This window comes from Limnohabitans sp. 63ED37-2 (genome assembly GCF_001412535.1).
Lineage (GTDB): Bacteria > Pseudomonadota > Gammaproteobacteria > Burkholderiales > Burkholderiaceae_C > Limnohabitans_A.
The window spans coordinates 793,035-810,095 of record NZ_CP011774.1 but is presented as its reverse complement, the minus strand read 5'-3'; the positions used below and the strand labels follow the sequence as shown (position 1 = coordinate 810,095).

The following is a 17,061-nucleotide window of genomic DNA, read 5'->3' as shown; positions in this document are numbered from 1 at the left end:
CACAGCTAAGGCGCCGAACATGCCGCCCGAAGCGCTGGGCCGAAGCTCACAAAGCCTTGACTTCTTCGTCCACCAAAATCACCAGATCGGCACCTGTGATCAGGGTGATGCGGTTGTCTGCCGCAAATTCTTCGGCTTTGGCACTGACTTGCCCCAAGCTGATGCAAACGCTGTTGCTGGCCTCTAAGGCATCGCGCCGGGACACCAATTCACGCAGCGGCTCCAGGCCCATGGCCGCCGCTTTCCAGCGTTTGGCACTGACCACGGTCCGCACGCCCCTTTTTTCGAGCAACATGTCGGCCATGCCTGAAAGTTGCGTAACGGTATAGCCTTGTCGGGTGAATGCCGTGTCCAGCACCACCGAGAAATCTCGCCAGCTCATGCCGCCGAGCTTTTCCAAGCCCTTTTCCACCAGCGCTGGACTGGGCAAATTGCGCTGTCGCCACAGGGCCATGCAACCGATCACAAAGAAGGGAAAGCCCCCCAACATGCCTACGCCCTTGTACTGATCGGGCAGCAAGGCACCGGCTAATAGGGCAATCACAGCCACCAACACAAAACTGATCCACCACGGCGAGCGCAACAGCACCGCAAACAATGATTTCTCAGACATCTTGAATTTCACACGCACTCCCTGTCGATCAACAAGCGGCCCCATCGGCCGCCCCGGCCATTATCAAACGGGTTGGTCCCCGGCCAAGGTGATGCGGTGCATCACCCGGCGAAAACCGTGGTAATCGTTGACCGGGTTGTGCTGGGTGCAGCGGTTGTCCCACACCGCCAGAGAATGGGGTTGCCAAACAAAGCGGCAGGTGAATTCGGGCTTGACCTGGTGCTGAAACAGGAAGTTCAGGATGGGGGTGCTTTCGGCATCTGTCATGCCGACAATGCCCGAGGTGTGGGCCACATTGACATACAGCGCTTTGCGTCCGGTTTCGGGGTGTGTGCGCACCAGCGGGTGGTGGGCCAGGTATTCCTTGGGGGCGCTGTCTTTGCCGTCACTCTTGATGCGGTCTTCGCGGGTTTTGGAGACATCGGCTTTGGCCGAGCTGCTGATGCCGACCAGGCCTTCGAGCAGCGACTTCATGGTATCGGACAAGCTTTCCCAGGCCAGGTACTGGTTGGCAAACAGGGTGTCACCGCCATAGGGCGGCACCTCTTTGGCCAGCAGCATGGAGCCCTTGGGCGGCCGCTCCAGGTAGGTGGTATCGGAGTGCCAAATCCCACCAAAGTTGACTTTTTCGTGCTCGAGTTTCTTGACTTCGATGACACAGGGAAAGCCCTCCAGGCCTTTGACAAATGGGTATTCAACCGGCTGACCCAGGGTGTGCGAGAACCTCATGAATTGCTCGGGCGAGAGGTCTTGGTCACGGAAAAAAATGACTTGGTGCTGCAGCAAGGCAGAGCGAATGGCCTGTTGCAGATCGGGCGTGAGGGCTTGGGTCAAATCGACCCCGTGCAGCTCGGCGCCCAATGCGCCTGCGATTTGTCGAATGATCATTTTTTCATTGTTGCACAGGCCCTTGGGTAAACCCCCGCCCGCCATGTCCACCGCGAGACAAGCGCCGCCGGGGCTTCGTGTCATTCTGGCCCCCTTGTTTTTTGGAGCTGACATGTTCAATCGTGGTTGGAAGTTTTTGGCCCTGTCTGTGGGGCTGTGCCTGGTTCAAGGTGCTGCGCAGGCGCAGGAATTTTTGTCGAAACCGGTGCGCATTGTGGTGCCACAAACCCCGGGTGGTGCCTCCGACGCACTGGCCCGCATCGTGGGCCAGAAGCTGAGCGAAAAATGGGGCCAGGCAGTGGTGATTGAAAACCGCGCAGGCGCTGGCGGCAATGTGGGCATGGAACATGTGGCACAGGCCGCTGCCGATGGCCACACTTTGCTGATGAGCTATGCGGGTTCACACGCCATCAACGCGGCTTTGTACAAAAAACTGCCTTTTGACCCCGAGAAAGATTTCGAGCCTGTGGCCACCTTGGCGACCCTGCCCTTTGTGTTGGTGGTGCGCCCAGACTCAACGGTCAAAAGCATCAAGGATCTGGCCGAACAAGGCCAGCGCACACCCTTGACGTTTGGCTCTGCAGGCAACGGCTCGGTCAATCATTTGTTGGGCGTCATGTTCAATGCCGCGGCCAACACCAAGCTCGAACACATTCCCTATCGGGGTGCAGCGCCTGCCATGCAAGACTTGATGGGCGGCCAAATCAACATGGTGTTCACCAGTTTGCCATCGGTGTCGGGGGCCATCAAAAGCGGCACGCTGCGTCCAGTCGCTGTGACCAGTGCGGTTCGCTCGGGCAACTTCCCCAATATCCCCACCATCGCCGAAGGGGGCTTCAAAGAGTTTGATGTGTCGCCTTGGTTTGGCCTGTTTGCGCCAGCCAAAACCCCGGCTGCGGTCGTGCGACGCATCAACCAAGATGTGCAGGATGTGCTCAAGAACAAGGAGGTGATCGAGCGCTTCAACGGCCAGGGCGCCGATGTGCTGATCACCCAACCTGCCGAGTTTGCGGGCATGCTGAAAAGAGACCTGGCCAAGTGGGCCGTGGTGGTCAAAGCCTCGGGTGCACAGATTGACTGAGGTGCTGGGACCGGTCCCCAAGACCACCGACCTGTGTGACGCCTGCGATGCGGCCCTGGCCTGCGCATTGCCCTTTCAAAGCTACGGTTTGCGTCGCGCCTTCACCGGCCCCATCCGCACACTGCGCTGTCACGAAGACATTGGCCTGATGCGTGACACCGTCACCCAGCCCGGCCATGGGCATGTGCTGGTCATCGACGGGGGTGGATCTTTGTCTCGGGCCTTGTTTGGCGATGTCATGGCCGCCGCCGCTTCACGCCATGGGTGGGCAGGCCTGGTGATCCATGGCGTGATCCGCGATGCCGACGAGATCAATGGCATGGACATGGGGGTCAAAGCGCTGGGGACCGTGCCCAAACGGGGCGAACGGACCGGCGCTGGTGAGTTGGATGTGCCTGTGAGCTTTGGGGGCATGACTTTTTTGCCGGGACACCATGTTGTGGCGGATGCAGATGGCGTGATCATGTTGCCGCAGGGCCTGACCGCTGCCGACATTTCGGTGGCCGATGTGGTTGCAGCCACGGCCTTGTATGCCAAAGGCCCCGGCACTGCCTGAAAGACTTCCAACGGCTTGACTGCCCATCAGGAGCAACACCATGGTTCATTACTTTGACGAAGCCCGCGTACAACAACTGCTGAGCGTGCCCGAATTGCTGCAAGGCGTGCACGAAGCCCTGGTCGCCTTGACGCTGGGCCAAGTGGTGCAGCCGCTGCGCATGGTCATGCCCATTGGCGAGGCCTCCAACGACGGCCTGCTGTTTTTGAAGCCTGCACAACTGGGCGATGCGCTCAGCACCAAGCTCATCACGCTGGTGCCGGGCAATGCGCAAAAGGGCTTGCCCACGCTGCTGAGCACCATCGTGCTGATGAACCCGGCCACAGGCCAGACGCTGGCCGTCATGGAGGGCAACACCATAACGGCCATGCGCACGGCAGCGGCCTCTGCCGTGGCCGCCGACGCCCTGGTGCCACGCACCCCGCAGGTGGTGGCCATGCTGGGCAGCGGTGTGCTGGCCCGCAGCCACGCGCAAATGCTGCGGGCCGTGCGCGAGGTGTCCGGGATTCGGGTGTGGAGCCCCAACCCGGCCAACGCGCAGCAGTGCGCACAAGACATTGGCGGTGTGGCCTGCACCAGCGCCGAACAAGCCGTGCGCGGTGCCGACATCGTCTGCACCGTGACCAATGCCAGCGAGCCGGTGCTGCAAGGCGCTTGGCTCAAGCCCGGCGCTTTTGTGGCGGCTGTGGGTGCTCCCCGCCCCACTTGGCGCGAGCTGGACGACGCGGCCATGCAGCATTGGGTGGTGGCCGACCAGCGCGAAGCGGCCGAAAAAGAATCGGGCGACGTGATGCTCTCGGGTGCGCGGGTCGCAGCCGAAATTGGTGAGGTGCTGTGCGGGCGTGTGGCGCCGCCGCCTGCGGGCACCACGGTCATTTTCAAATCATTGGGCCAAGCGGTCGAAGACACCGTGGCAGCACGGCTGGTGTACCGCGCGGCTTTGGCAGAAAGCGCTCGCCCATGAACCATACCGATGTGGTGATCGTGGGCAGCGGCGTGATGGGCGCGGCCACGGCCTATTGGTTGACCCGCTTGCAGCCGGGCTTGCGCGTCACTCTGATCGAATCAGACACGCGTTACGAAAAAGCCTCTTCATCGCTGTCGGCCAGCTCGATCCGCCAGCAGTTCACCTGCCCGGTGAACATCCGTCTGAGCCAATTCGGCATCGCGTTTTTGCGCGAGGCCGAGCAGCACCTGGGTCTGCCCGACCACCCTGTGGCCTTGGGCTTGCAGGAGCCCGGCTATTTGTACCTGGCCCAGCCCGGGCAAACGTCAGCTCTGCATACCGCACACCAAATCCAAAAACAGGTCGGGGCCGATGTGGCCTTGCTGGGGCCTGATGAACTGCGCCAGCGCTACCCCTGGCTGAACGTGGACGATGTGGCCCTGGGCAGTCTGGGCCTGAGCGGTGAAGGATGGTTTGACGGCCCGGCCCTGCATCAAGCCTTCTTAAAAAAAGCCATGGCGCAAGGCGTGCAGCGCCTGCACGACCGGGTGGTGGGCCTGGACCACAGCGCCACGCACATCAGCACGGTGCGGTTGGCCAGTGGCGGCAGCTTGCCCTGCGGTCAAGTGGTCAATGCCGCAGGACCTTGGGCCGGTGAGGTAGCTGCCATGGCTGGGGTGCAACTGCCCATCGAGGCGGCACGGCGCACGGTGTTTGTGCTGTCTTGCCCCGAGCCGCTGCCGCAATGCCCCTTGCTGATCGACCCGAGCGGCTGGTGGCTGCGGCCCGAGGGCCGGTTTTTGATCAGCGGCGCAGAGCCTTTGCACACCGCGCCCGGCCTGCCGCTGGAGCCCGATTGGTCGGAATGGAACGACGAACAATGGGCGTCCCTTGCACACCGCATTCCGGCGCTGGCGGCTTTGCGTGTGGAGCGTGCGTGGGCGGGTTACTACGAGATGAACACCTTTGATCACAACGCCGTGATCGGCCCACACCCGGAGCTGGGCAACCTGTATTTCATCAACGGGTTTTCAGGCCACGGCATGCAGCATGCGGCTGGTGCTGGTTTGGCGCTGGCCGAGTGGATGCTGCTGGGCCAAGCAAAAACCATTGCGGTGGATGAGCTGGGCTTTGAGCGCCTGGCGCAAAACCGCCCCCTTCGCGAGTTGGCGGTGATCGGCTGAAGCTAGAGATCTTCGCGGGCTTCAATTTGCAGGCGCTGCACCACCGAACCCCGGGTGCCTGCCACAGCGCGGATGCGCAGGGCCGGACCGGCTTCAAGCACCACGCGGCAGTGGTAATCGAGCCCATCGGTTTGGCCCGGACAATGGCTGGCGATGCTTCTGTGCCACTGCTGCTTTCCGTCGATCTCCAGGGTCAATGCGTGCCAAGCCTCGGCGTTGTCTTCGGGCACACGCACCAGCAGGCTCACATCGATGTCAAACGTGCGTGCGCGTTTGAGTGCTCCGGGTATGTTGAGCACGGCCACCGCATCGCCCACCTCGGTGCGCCAGCACTCGGGTTTTGAATTGGGTTTTGGGCTGGACGCCATGGACTTCAGGCTTGGAGAAGTTTCTGCAGTTCGCCGCTGTCGATCAAGCGGCGCAGGTCATCGGCGCCACCGACCAAGGTACCGCGCACAAAGACCATCGGGAAAGTGGGCCAACCGGTCCACATTTTCAGGGTATTGCGCAAACGCCATTGCGAAAAATAGCTGCCAAATTCAATGTACTCGTGCGCCACACCTGCCGCGGCCAGCGCCTTGCGGGCCTTGCCAACAAACGGATTGCCCGACAAACCCACCACCACAACAGCATGCTGGGCCACGGCGCTTTGCACCCGCTGGATCACCGCTAAATGGTGTTCAGCAATGCGTTGGCGGATGGCCGGATGGATGGCCGATTCGGCAAGTACGGGTCTGGTCATGGGTTCACTTGGGAGGTGTGGACAGGAACACGCCAACACCCTCGGGGCTGACGCACAAAGAAAAACGGGTCACACCCTTATGAGGCGTAACCCGTTGATTTCATTGGTCATAAATGGTCGGCGTGGCGGGATTCGAACTCGCGACCCCTTGCACCCCATGCAAGTGCGCTACCAGGCTGCGCTACACGCCGACAAGACCTGAATTATAGCCTGAATCCAGGGCCGTTTAGACCGTCAGCAGTGCGCGAATTTGCAAAAGCTCTTGATACACCGTCAAGTCAGATCCCAGACCGGTCAGAGAGGTCCGAGGGCTTTCCAGGTCACTGGCTTCATCTTCTTGTGACAAATCTCCAGAGGCATCCATCTCCGCGCTGTTGTCCTCCAGCATTTCATCCAAAAACGCACCCGAGCGCATGAGCTGGCGATCGCTTTGGGTCAACTCCATCAACTTGTTGCGGGCGCCACTGATGGTGAAGCCTTGGTCATACAAGAGGCCGCGTATTCTGCGGATCATCATCACTTCGTGTCGTTGGTAATAACGGCGGTTACCCCGACGCTTGACCGGACGCAGTTGCGTGAACTCTTGCTCCCAATAGCGCAAGACGTGAGGCTTGACGCCACACAGCTCGCCCACCTCACCGATGGTGAAGTAGCGTTTGGCTGGAATAGCGGGAAGCAAACTGTCCATGACTGACAAGGAGTTATCGGGAAAACCTTGGAGCTTACTGCAAGTGTGTTCACCTCGTCCAGCCCTCATTGAGTCTGGCTGAGAAACGCCTTTTATTCAGCACCAGCAAGGGTTGTTCAAACGGTGCCATAAACAAAAAAGCCTAAGTAGAAAACTACTTAGGCTTTTCATTTTGGCGGAGTGGACGGGACTCGAACCCGCGACCCCCGGCGTGACAGGCCGGTATTCTAACCAACTGAACTACCACTCCTGGTAGCTGTAACTTTTGTCAGAGTGCTGATGCAAACTGACCAAGTGCTACAAAACTTGGCGACCCTACGGGGATTCGAACCCCGGTACTCACCGTGAAAGGGTGATGTCCTAGGCCTCTAGACGATAGGGTCATAACCTGGACTGATTCTTTCGAATCGTGTTCTTGCGAACGTTCTCAACACTTTGGTGGAGGTAAGCGGGATCGAACCGCTGACCTCTTGCATGCCATGCAAGCGCTCTCCCAGCTGAGCTATACCCCCTTTGGTACAACGTTCAGCGTTGCTGCTTGATCGTTATGCCTCGTTGGTGCCGAGACTTGAATTATAGACAGAAATTCAAGCGTTTTTCAAGCGCTGCAGAATTTTTTCTCTTTGACTCAATGAGAGCACGGCATCGAGCGATGGTGTCTGCGCCGTGCCCATCACCAACACCCGAACGGGCATGGCAATTTGCGGCATCTTGAAGCCGGTTTCGGCCAAAGTTTCCTTGATCGCAGCTGCGATCGATGCCTTGTCCCACGCGCACACGGCCAACTTACCCGCCAACACCGCCAAAGCAGGCTTGACCGCTTCGGTGACGTGCTGGGCTTTTTCTTCTGCGTTGGGCACCACGTCCAGATAGAAGGCCGAGATCCATTGGGCCAACACCACCAGCGTGTCACAGCGGTCTTTGAACAAGCCACAAATGCTGGACAAACGCTCGTCGGCCACCACACCCAATTTGGCCAGGAAGGGCTGAACATGCTGCGCCAATGAACCATCGTCCATGGCCTTGAGGTGCTGGGCATTGACCCACTTGAGCTTGGCTTCGTCAAACTGCGCGGCGCTGCGGCCCAAATGGTCCAAGTTGAACCACTCCAGGAATTGCGCACGGCTGAAAATTTCATCGTCGCCGTGGCTCCAACCCAGACGCGCCAAGTAGTTGACCATGGCGTCGGGCAGATAGCCTTCGTCGCGGTACGCCGTCACAGCCTTGGCGCCGTTGCGCTTGCTCATCTTCTCACCCTGCTCGTTGAGCACGGTGGGCAAATGGGCGTACACGGGCGGTTCTTTGCCCAAGGCTTTGAAGATGTTGATCTGGCGCGGCGTGTTGTTCACATGGTCGTCACCCCGGATCACATGCGTGATCTGCATGTCGATGTCGTCCACCACCACGCAGAAGTTGTAGGTGGGCGTGCCGTCGGGGCGCGCGATCACCAAGTCATCGAGCTCGTCGTTGCTGATCTCGATGCGACCTTTGACCTTGTCGTCCCAAGCCACCACGCCGCCGATCGGGTTCTTGAAGCGCAGCACGGGCTTCACACCTTCGGGGATCGCGGGCAGCGTTTTGCCTTCTGCCGGACGCCAGGTGCCGTTGTAACGGGGTTTTTCCTTGTTGGCCATTTGGCGCTCACGCAAAGCGTCCAGCTCTTCCATGCTCATGTAGCAAGGGTAAACATGACCCGCGGCAATCAAATCGGCCAGCACAGCCTTGTAGCGGTCCATGCGTTGCATTTGGTAGAACGGGCCTTCGTCGTGGTTCAGTTCCAGCCAAGCCATGCCTTCGATGATCACGTCCACAGACGCTTGTGTGGAGCGGTCAAGATCCGTGTCTTCGATGCGCAAGATGAAGTCGCCACCCGTGGCGCGGGCAAAAGCCCAAGGGTACAAAGCCGAGCGGATGTTGCCCAGGTGAATGAAGCCGGTGGGCGATGGGGCGAAACGGGTGCGGGTGCGTGAGGGTGTCGTCATATCAGAGGGTATCGAGACCACGGGAGAGGTCTTTTTGGATGTCTTGTGGGTATTCCAGGCCAACAGCCACACGGATCAGGCCCTGGCCAATGCCCGCGGCATGTCGCTGGGCTTCGGTCAGGCGGCCGTGCGAGGTGCTGGCCGGATGGGCCACCAGGGTTTTGGTGTCCCCCAGATTGGTGGACAAGGACAGCATTTGCATCGAGTCGAGCACATGGAATGCGCGTGCGCGGGACTGCTCGGGGCCATCGGCTTTCACCTCAAACGACAACACCGCGCCGCCCAGACCGGACATCTGGCGCATGGCCAGGTCGTGCTGCGGGTGGCTGGCGAGGCCGGGATAGTGAACGCGTGCCACCAAGGGGTGCTTTTCCAGCCATTCGGCCAGGATTTGGGCACGGGCGGTTTGTGCACGCATGCGCAGGTCCAGGGTTTCCAGGCCTTTGAGCACCACCCAAGCATTGAAGGGGGCCAATGTCATGCCCCCGCTTTTGAGCACAGGCAAGAATTTCTCGGTGATCATCTGCTGAGAAGCACACAAGGCCCCTGCCATCACACGGCCCTGGCCATCGAGGTATTTGGTGCCCGAGTGCATGATGATGTCGGCCCCCATGGCCACAGGGCGTTGCAAGGCCGGCGTGGCAAAGCAATTGTCCACGGCAAACAAAGCGCCTGCGTTGTGCGCCATGTCGGCCAGGGCCTGGATGTCGCACACCTCGGTCAGGGGGTTGGTGGGGGTTTCGGCAAAAAACAGTCGCGTGTTGGGGCGGATGGCGGCTTGCCATTCTTTCAAGTCGGTCTGCGAGACAAAGCTGGACTCCACGCCAAACTTGGCCAGGTCCGAGCCGATCAGCTTGATGGTGGAGCCAAACATGGAGCGCGAGCACAGCACATGGTCGCCTGCCTTGAGCAGGCCCATGCACATCATCAAGATGGCGGACATGCCCGAGGCTGTGCCCATGGCCGCTTCGGTGCCCTCGAGCGCCGCCAAGCGCATTTCCATGCTCGCCACCGTGGGGTTGCCGTAGCGGCCGTAGGTGTAGCCTTCTTCGTCGCCCGCAAATCGGGCAGCGGCGGCGGCGGCCGTGGGCTGCACATAGCCACTGGTCAGGTACAGGGCTTCGGAGTTTTCGCCAAATTGGCTGCGCTCGACTGCGGCACGCACGGCCAAAGTTTCGATGTGCAGGTCGTCAAATTTTGAAGGGTCTGTCATGGCTGTTTTTCAGACGCTGGCGTTGGGCAAGGCCAGACGGGAATTGTCGTCATCGCCCTCCTCCACCTGGAGTCGGGTTTCGTTCAAACGCGTGATGTCATCGATGGAAATGTCGCCGGTCACGTACACCCCATCAAAGCAGGACGCATCAAAGTCGGACAGCGCCCCTGCGGCGTTTACACGCGCTTGGGCCACTGCGGTTTTCATGGCATCCACATCTTGGTAAATCAGCGCATCACAGCCGATGATCTCGCGGATCTCTTCGATGCTGCGGCCGTGCGCCACCAACTCTTCTTTGGTGGGCATGTCGATGCCGTACACATTGGGGTAACGCACGGGCGGCGCGGCGCTGGCCATGTAAACCTTGCGGGCCCCGGCGTCTCGCGCCATTTGCACGATCTCACGGCTGGTGGTGCCACGCACGATGGAGTCGTCCACCAACAGCACATTGCGGCCCTTGAACTCGCTCACGATGGTGTTGAGTTTTTGGCGCACCGATTTTTTGCGCACCGCCTGGCCCGGCATGATGAAGGTGCGGCCCACGTAGCGGTTTTTCACAAAACCTTCGCGGTAGGGAATGCCCAGCAAATGGGCCAATTGCGTGGCGCTGGGGCGGCTGGACTCGGGGATGGGAATCACCACATCGATGTCGTTGGGCGGCACGGTTGAAATGACGCGCTTGGCCAGGGTCTCGCCCAAATTCAAGCGGGCCTGGTACACCGAAATGCCGTCCATGGTGGAGTCGGGACGGGCCAAATACACGTATTCAAAAATGCAGGGGCTCAGTTGCGCCTTGTCGCTGCAGGCTTGGCTGTGCATCTGGCCTTCGAGGTCCACAAAAATGGCCTCACCCGGCGCCACATCGCGCTCGAACTGGTGCCCTGTGCCGTCGAGCGCCACCGACTCGCTGGCCAACATGATGGTGCCGTCCTCACTGCGACCCACACACAAGGGGCGGATGCCATGCGGGTCACGAAAGGCCACCAAGCCATGACCAGCGATCAAGGCGATCACGGCATAAGAGCCTTTGACTCGTCGGTTCACACCCCGCACCGCCTCGAACACGTCCATGGGCTTGAGGGGCAAACCGCGGGTGGTTTTTTCCAGCTCGTGGGCCAGCACGTTCAGCAGAACTTCGGAGTCGCTCTCGGTGTTGATGTGGCGGTGGTCGTTGGAAAACAACTCGGCCTTGAGGGCGTGCGCATTGGTCAAGTTGCCGTTGTGCACCAGCACCAGGCCAAAGGGCGCGTTCACATAAAAGGGTTGTGCTTCTTCTTCGCTGAAGGCATTGCCCGCAGTGGGGTAACGCACCTGACCCAAGCCGCAATTGCCGGGCAGGCTGCGCATGTTGCGGGTGCGAAACACGTCACGCACCATGCCTTTGGCTTTGTGCATGAAAAACTTGCGGTCCAGTTGCGTGACGATGCCCGCCGCGTCCTGTCCGCGATGCTGCAAGAGCAGCAAGGCGTCGTAAATCAATTGATTGACCGGTGCGCTGCTGACAACGCCGACAATTCCACACATACTTTTATCCGTTCAAAAAATCGAGGCAGCCGAAAATGGTCAAGGCAAATAATCGACAAAGGCTTGTGGCAACAAAGGCTTGAGGCCCTTGAGCGCCAGGTCCAACCAGGCCGGGCCCACTGCCTTGCGCCACCAATCTTCTTGCGACAAGCCCAAGAGCTGCAAGACCACGGTCAAGGCCAACAAAAGCACCACGCCTCGCGCCAAACCGAAGATGCCACCGAGCGCACGGTCGGCTGGACGCAAACCCACGGTTTCCACCAGTTTTTTGACCAGCCAGGACACCAATCCAGCCGCAAACAGGGCGATGACAAACACCAGGGCAAAAGCCACCGCGTACTGCACCTGTGCAGCCGCTTCTTTGAGAAAAGGCAAAAAGGCCACGGCATCGGCGGCCAACCACTGCGCCAAGATGAAGGCGGCCAGCCAGCCCGCCAGCGACAAGACTTCATACACCAGGCCGCGCCACAAACCCACCAACATGGAGGCCAGCAACACCGCCAACAAAATCCAGTCGGTCAGGGCAAGGGCCACGTCAAATCCTCAACACGGCCGCTGGCAAATCGAGTTTACGAACCTTGGCAGCGGCTTTATCTGCCTCTTCACGGCTGCTGAAGGGCCCCACCCGAACCCGCGTGGTGGCCTTGCCGTCTTTGCCGTCCACCGACTGGGTGAAGGTGCTCAATCCGGCCTGCTCCAACTTGCGGCGCACCTCGCGCACCTTGGCAGAATCACTGAAGGCGCCGACCTGAACCACATGCCGCTCACCCGCGGCTGCGGGGGGCTTGCCCTCGAGCAAGGCACGGGCTTTGTTGCCATCGTCTTTGGGCTTGGCCACAGGCTCTGGTTTGTCTGTTTTAGGCGCAGCGGGTTTGACCTCGGCTTTCACCACGGGCGGCTTTGGCGCCGCTTCTGCAGTATTGGCCGCTGGCTCTGGCGTTGGTTTGGGCTGGTCCGCAGCTGCGGGCTTGGCAGCGGTGACCACTTCTTCTTTCGGATCCAGGCCCTCTTGCACGGGCAAAGGCTTGGCCTCGGGCAGCAAAGGTTTGGCAGGCGCAGCCTCCGCAGGCAGGGCCTGCGTCACTTTGGAGGGCGCACTCGAGGGGCGGTCTGGAATCAGGATTGGGGTGTCCACCGCCACTGGGCGCGGTTGTGTGTCAAACAGCAAAGGAAAGCCGACCACGGCCAGCAGCACGAGCACCACGGCCCCCATCAGGCGGTGTCGGGCGCGTCGGCGCACCAACTCGATGCTCTCGCCCGATCCGGGCGCGACCGTTTCGGCCGCGGCGGGAGACGTGGCCACTTGACCCGGAAAACGGAACTTGAAAAACGCCATGGCAGGTGCTCAGGGGCTGAGGTGTTTGGCTTGCAGACGCGGGATGCCGTCTTTCAAAACACCGCCCACGGTATAGAAGGAGCCAAAGACCACGATTCTATCAGCCGGGTCTGCCGCATCGATGGCCGCTTGCAGGGCCAGCATAGGGTTGGCATGCACGCTCGAGGCGGTGTCGGTGCGGGTGTTTTGTGCTTGCCAGGCCCTCTGCAAATCGGCCGCTTTGGCGGCACGGGGCAAGGGCAAATCGGTGAAATACCACTTGTCCACCATCGGGTTGACCTTTTGCAGCATGGGCAAGAGGTCCTTGTCGGCCATGACCCCCAGCACCGCATGCGTGGTCGGGTAAAAGCCCATGGCGTCCAGGTTGGCCGCCAGCGCCGCCACCGAATGGGGGTTGTGCGCCACATCCATCACCAAAACCGGCTGGCCCGGCACGATCTGGAAGCGCCCGGGCAGCTCCACCATGGCCAAACCATTGCGCACGGCTTGGGCCGTGACAGGAATGCGCTGACGCAAGGCGTCGAGCGCCGCCAGCACACCCGAGGCGTTGATCAACTGATTGGCCCCGCGCAAGGCCGGGTAGGCCATGCCGCTGTAGCGGCGGTCACGCCCTGCCCAAGCCCACTGCTGTTTGTCGCCCGAAAAATTAAAATCCCGGCCAAACAGCCACAGATCGGCGCCGACGGCTGCAGCATGGTCGACCACACTTTGTGGCGGCACCGGGTCACTCACAATGACCGGCCGTTCGACCCGCATGATGCCCGCCTTCTCAAAGCCAATGCTCTCGCGGTCTTTCCCCAAAATGGCCGTGTGGTCGATGTCGATGCTGGTGATCACCGCGCAATCGGCGTCGATGATGTTCACCGCGTCCAGGCGGCCGCCCAAACCGACCTCCAAAATCGCCACATCCAAGTTGGCACGGGCCATCAGGTGCAAGATCGCCAGTGTGCTGAACTCGAAATAAGTCAGGCTCACCTCGCCCCGCACCGCTTCGACGGCGGCAAACGCTTGGGCAAACGCTTCGGCCGAAGCCGACTCACCATGCAAGCGGCAGCGCTCTTCAAAATGCACCAGGTGCGGCGAGGTGTAAACGCCTGTGCGGTAACCGGCTTGCAGCAAAACGGCTTCGAGCATCGCGCAGGTCGAACCTTTGCCGTTGGTGCCCGCCACCGTGATGACCGGGCAGTCAAAACGCAAGTTCATACGGTCGGCCACGGTTTTCACGCGGTCCAGCCCCATGTCAATGGCCACGGGGTGTAGCTGCTCGCACCAGTCGAGCCATTCCTGTAGAGTCTTCATAGGCGGCGATTGTCGCCCAGTCTTGTCACTTTCCATTTGATCGAATCCCCATGGACCCCATTGTTTACGGCATTCCCAATTGCGACACCGTCAAAAAAGCCCGCACCTGGCTGGCCGACCAGGGTTTGAACGCGGCATTCCACGATTTCAAAAAACAAGGCGTGCCCGAGGCGAAACTGGACACCTGGCTGAGCGCGGTGGGCTGGGAAACCCTGCTCAACCGCAAAGGCACGACCTGGCGTAAGCTGGACGCCGCCGTGCAAGCGGGTGTGAAGGACAGCGCCAGCGCCAAACAAGTCATGTTGGCGCACGCCAGCACCATCAAACGGCCGGTGATCGCCTGGCCTTCGGGCAAGGTGACGGTCGGCTTCTCGCCTGAGCAATGGCCTGCCTGAGCGCCACACAACGGTCATCGAAAAGACCTCAACTTTACGTGCCAGCCATCTTCAGTCGATGCTCCACCGCTAAACTCGTCCACAGTAGCGTGAAGGACAACGGCATGAAGGAGATAGCGATGATGAAAACTTGGATGACCACCCTCTTGTTGGCAAGCGCGGGCCTGACGCAGGCCCAAGAAGTCGGACAAGTGATCTCCCGCACCGCCGTCTACCAACAGGTTGCTGTGCCGCGCCAAACCTGCACCGCCACACCTGTGGCCGTGCAAAACACCACATCCGGTGCCGGGGCTCTGATGGGGGCCATCGCCGGTGCGGCGGTTGGCAACCAAGTCGGGGGCGGATCAGGCCGTGCGCTGGCCACCATGGCCGGTGTCATGGGGGGCGCCATCCTGGGTGACCGGATCGAAAATCCGGGCAGTCAGATTCAAAACCAAACCACCTGCACCACCCAGACCGCGTATGAAAACCGTTTGAGCGGCTACAACGTGGTTTACGAATACGCAGGCAAGCAATACAGCGTGCAACTGCCACAAGACCCGGGCCCCACCATCCAGCTGCAGGTCACGCCCGTGGGCATGCCCCAGTCGGCCGCGCCCGCGGACACGGTGGTGACCACAAGCACCGTGCTGCCCCCCGTCATCACCGAATCCCGTGTGGTGTACGTCCCCGCCCCGGTTTACCGATTTGCCCCACCTCCGGTCTACAGCCACATCCAGTTGGGATGGGGATGGAGCCAAGGCCCCGTTCACAGCCGCCGCCACGGCCATTGGCGCTGAAAGACCCTGATGTCCGCTGCTTGCCGGTCACTGATCGGGATCGGCCGTCTGGCCTAAAATGTCAGGCTGATTGGCCACCAAGGGCGTCTGAAGACGCCCTTTTCCATTGACGCGGGATTGTCCCGCCCCCTTTGAAGCACCACCCATGACCACCCAAAAAATCGACGGCGTATCCGTCAAAACACAAGCCAACGTCTACTTTGACGGCAAGTGCGTCAGCCACAGCTTGACCCGCGCCGATGGCACCTCTGTATCGGTGGGCGTGATCCTGCCCGCCACCTTGACCTTCAACACCGGTGCGCCCGAAATCATGGAATGCGTGGGTGGTTCTTGCGAATACAAGCTCGACGGCAGCACCGAATGGGTCAAGTCCAGCGCTGGCGAAAAATTCAACGTCCCTGGCAACTCCAAGTTCGAGATCCGCGTGACCGAGACCTACCACTACATCTGCCACTTCGGTTGAACCTGCCATGAGCACCATCTTGCAAAACCTGCCCAAAGGGCAAAAAGTCGGTATCGCCTTCTCCGGCGGCCTAGACACCTCTGCCGCCCTGCTGTGGATGAAGCAAAAGGGCGCCCTGCCCTACGCCTACACCGCCAACCTGGGCCAGCCTGACGAGTCGGACTACAACGAGATTCCCCGCAAGGCGATGGAATACGGCGCAGAAAAAGCCCGCCTGGTTGACTGCCGCACCCAACTGGCGCATGAAGGCATTGCCGCCATCCAGTGCGGCGCTTTCCACATCTCCACCGGTGGCATCACCTACTTCAACACCACCCCGCTGGGCCGCGCCGTGACCGGCACCATGCTGGTGGCTGCCATGAAGGAAGACGACGTCAACATCTGGGGCGACGGCTCGACCTTCAAAGGCAACGACATCGAGCGCTTTTACCGCTACGGTTTGCTCACCAACCCGAGCCTCAAGATCTACAAGCCTTGGCTGGACCAACTGTTCATCGACGAGCTGGGTGGCCGCGCCGAAATGAGCGCTTTCATGACCGCCAACGGTTTTGGCTACAAGATGAGCGCCGAAAAGGCCTACTCCACCGACAGCAACATGCTGGGTGCGACCCACGAAGCCAAAGACCTGGAAAGCCTGCAAAGCGGCATGAAGATCGTCAACCCCATCATGGGCGTGGCGTTCTGGAAGCCCGAAGTCGAGGTCAGAGCCGAAGAAGTGAGCGTGCGCTTTGAAGAAGGCATGCCCGTGGCACTGAACGGCGTGGAATACGCCGACCCGGTCGAATTGTTCCTGAAAGCCAACGAAATCGGCGGTCGCCACGGCCTGGGCATGAGCGACCAGATCGAGAACCGCATCATCGAAGCCAAGAGCCGCGGCATCTACGAAGCCCCCGGCATGGCGCTGCTGCACATCGCCTACGAGCGTTTGGTCACCGGCATCCACAACGAAGACACTATTGAGCAGTACCGCATCAACGGCCTGCGCTTGGGCCGCTTGTTGTACCAAGGCCGCTGGTTCGACCCGCAGTCCATCATGCTGCGCGAAACCGCCCAGCGCTGGGTGGCCCGCGCCGTGACCGGCACCGTGACGCTGGAGCTGCGCCGCGGCAACGACTACTGCATCCTGAACACCGAATCGGCCAACCTGACTTACGCTCCAGAGCGTTTGTCGATGGAAAAAGTGGAAGACGCGCCGTTCAGCCCGCTGGACCGCATCGGCCAGCTGACCATGCGCAACCTCGACATCGTGGACACACGCGCCAAGCTGGGCATCTACGCGCACGCTGGATTGTTGTCGGTGGGCGAAGGACCGCACATCTACAAATTGGATGGCAGCGGTAAAAAATGATGCTTTGATGCTTCAGTGAAAAAC

At 60.5% G+C, this 17,061-nt stretch carries 19 protein-coding genes and 4 tRNA genes; 8 read left to right on the top strand and 15 right to left on the bottom strand.

The annotated features are described in order from the left end of the window. Positions 1-46 precede the first annotated feature (46 nt). Positions 47-613, bottom strand: a complete 567-nt coding sequence (locus L63ED372_RS03880; protein ID WP_231624556.1) for a restriction endonuclease — start codon at positions 611-613, stop codon at positions 47-49. Between the two features lie 63 nt (positions 614-676). Beyond that, positions 677-1,585, bottom strand: a complete 909-nt coding sequence (locus tag L63ED372_RS03875; RefSeq protein ID WP_231624555.1) for a TauD/TfdA dioxygenase family protein — start codon at positions 1,583-1,585, stop codon at positions 677-679. 28 nt (positions 1,586-1,613) lie between these two features. Between L63ED372_RS03875 and L63ED372_RS03870 the strand changes: the two genes are divergently transcribed. Genes L63ED372_RS03870 through L63ED372_RS03855 form a run of 4 tightly spaced genes read left to right on the top strand, consistent with a single transcriptional unit; the run spans position 1,614 to position 5,268 of the window. Next, positions 1,614-2,582 (top strand): Bug family tripartite tricarboxylate transporter substrate binding protein, encoded by a 969-nt coding sequence (locus L63ED372_RS03870; protein ID WP_062403567.1) that lies wholly within the window; start codon positions 1,614-1,616, stop codon positions 2,580-2,582. Next, the gene (rraA, locus tag L63ED372_RS03865) at positions 2,566-3,138 is read left to right on the top strand and encodes a ribonuclease E activity regulator RraA (RefSeq protein WP_231624554.1); all 573 of its coding nucleotides are present in this window, start codon (positions 2,566-2,568) and stop codon (positions 3,136-3,138) included. Before L63ED372_RS03870 ends, rraA begins: the two co-directional genes overlap by 17 nt. 40 nt (positions 3,139-3,178) lie before the next feature. Beyond that, positions 3,179-4,102 carry an ornithine cyclodeaminase family protein gene (locus tag L63ED372_RS03860; protein WP_062403560.1) on the top strand — a complete coding sequence of 308 codons (924 nt, stop codon included), beginning with the start codon at positions 3,179-3,181 and terminating at the stop codon, positions 4,100-4,102. Further along, positions 4,099-5,268 (top strand): NAD(P)/FAD-dependent oxidoreductase, encoded by a 1,170-nt coding sequence (locus tag L63ED372_RS03855; RefSeq protein ID WP_062403558.1) that lies wholly within the window; start codon positions 4,099-4,101, stop codon positions 5,266-5,268. Before L63ED372_RS03860 ends, L63ED372_RS03855 begins: the two co-directional genes overlap by 4 nt. A 2-nt stretch (positions 5,269-5,270) precedes the next feature. On the opposite strand, the gene L63ED372_RS03850 is transcribed toward L63ED372_RS03855, so the two are convergent. The 13 genes from L63ED372_RS03850 to folC all read right to left on the bottom strand — a co-directional run bounded on the left by L63ED372_RS03850 (position 5,271) and on the right by folC (position 14,052). Further along, positions 5,271-5,636, bottom strand: coding sequence for a hypothetical protein (locus L63ED372_RS03850; RefSeq protein ID WP_062403556.1), 366 nt, complete (start codon positions 5,634-5,636; stop codon positions 5,271-5,273). A 5-nt stretch (positions 5,637-5,641) separates the two neighbouring features. After that, positions 5,642-6,010, bottom strand: coding sequence for a glutaredoxin domain-containing protein (locus tag L63ED372_RS03845; RefSeq protein ID WP_062403552.1), 369 nt, complete (start codon positions 6,008-6,010; stop codon positions 5,642-5,644). A gap of 114 nt (positions 6,011-6,124) precedes the next feature. Then, a tRNA-Pro gene (locus tag L63ED372_RS03840) sits at positions 6,125-6,201 on the bottom strand. 35 nt (positions 6,202-6,236) lie between these two features. Continuing rightward, on the bottom strand, positions 6,237-6,698 hold the full coding sequence (locus L63ED372_RS03835) for a MerR family transcriptional regulator (RefSeq protein WP_062403547.1): 462 nt from the start codon (positions 6,696-6,698) through the stop codon (positions 6,237-6,239). A 173-nt stretch (positions 6,699-6,871) separates the two neighbouring features. Beyond that, positions 6,872-6,948, bottom strand: a tRNA-Asp gene (locus L63ED372_RS03830). 57 nt (positions 6,949-7,005) lie between these two features. Next, a tRNA-Glu gene (locus L63ED372_RS03825) sits at positions 7,006-7,081 on the bottom strand. 53 nt (positions 7,082-7,134) lie between these two features. Continuing rightward, positions 7,135-7,210, bottom strand: a tRNA-Ala gene (locus L63ED372_RS03820). Positions 7,211-7,285: 75 nt separating this feature from the next. Beyond that, on the bottom strand, positions 7,286-8,680 hold the full coding sequence (gltX, locus tag L63ED372_RS03815) for a glutamate--tRNA ligase (RefSeq protein ID WP_062403543.1): 1,395 nt from the start codon (positions 8,678-8,680) through the stop codon (positions 7,286-7,288). A gap of 1 nt (position 8,681) precedes the next feature. Continuing rightward, the gene (locus L63ED372_RS03810; RefSeq protein WP_062403540.1) at positions 8,682-9,893 is read right to left on the bottom strand and encodes an O-succinylhomoserine sulfhydrylase; all 1,212 of its coding nucleotides are present in this window, start codon (positions 9,891-9,893) and stop codon (positions 8,682-8,684) included. A gap of 9 nt (positions 9,894-9,902) precedes the next feature. Next, a complete protein-coding gene (gene purF, locus L63ED372_RS03805; RefSeq protein ID WP_062403536.1) occupies positions 9,903-11,417 on the bottom strand; it encodes an amidophosphoribosyltransferase in 1,515 nt (504 codons plus the stop codon). A 39-nt stretch (positions 11,418-11,456) separates the two neighbouring features. Then, positions 11,457-11,951, bottom strand: a complete 495-nt coding sequence (locus L63ED372_RS03800) for a CvpA family protein (RefSeq protein ID WP_082431576.1) — start codon at positions 11,949-11,951, stop codon at positions 11,457-11,459. A gap of 1 nt (position 11,952) precedes the next feature. Beyond that, a complete protein-coding gene (locus L63ED372_RS03795; RefSeq protein WP_062403533.1) occupies positions 11,953-12,753 on the bottom strand; it encodes an SPOR domain-containing protein in 801 nt (266 codons plus the stop codon). Positions 12,754-12,762: 9 nt separating this feature from the next. Then, on the bottom strand, positions 12,763-14,052 hold the full coding sequence (folC, locus tag L63ED372_RS03790; RefSeq protein ID WP_062403530.1) for a bifunctional tetrahydrofolate synthase/dihydrofolate synthase: 1,290 nt from the start codon (positions 14,050-14,052) through the stop codon (positions 12,763-12,765). 50 nt (positions 14,053-14,102) lie between these two features. Between folC and L63ED372_RS03785 the strand changes: the two genes are divergently transcribed. From L63ED372_RS03785 to argG, 4 genes are all read left to right on the top strand, one after another. After that, positions 14,103-14,447: an arsenate reductase gene (locus L63ED372_RS03785; protein ID WP_062403527.1), complete on the top strand. Its 345-nt coding sequence runs from the start codon at positions 14,103-14,105 to the stop codon at positions 14,445-14,447. A 119-nt stretch (positions 14,448-14,566) separates the two neighbouring features. After that, positions 14,567-15,226, top strand: a complete 660-nt coding sequence (locus L63ED372_RS03780; RefSeq protein WP_335338100.1) for a glycine zipper 2TM domain-containing protein — start codon at positions 14,567-14,569, stop codon at positions 15,224-15,226. Positions 15,227-15,371: 145 nt separating this feature from the next. Continuing rightward, positions 15,372-15,689: a pyrimidine/purine nucleoside phosphorylase gene (gene ppnP, locus L63ED372_RS03775; protein WP_062403524.1), complete on the top strand. Its 318-nt coding sequence runs from the start codon at positions 15,372-15,374 to the stop codon at positions 15,687-15,689. A gap of 7 nt (positions 15,690-15,696) precedes the next feature. Beyond that, positions 15,697-17,037 (top strand): argininosuccinate synthase, encoded by a 1,341-nt coding sequence (gene argG, locus L63ED372_RS03770; RefSeq protein WP_062403521.1) that lies wholly within the window; start codon positions 15,697-15,699, stop codon positions 17,035-17,037. Positions 17,038-17,061 lie beyond the last annotated feature (24 nt).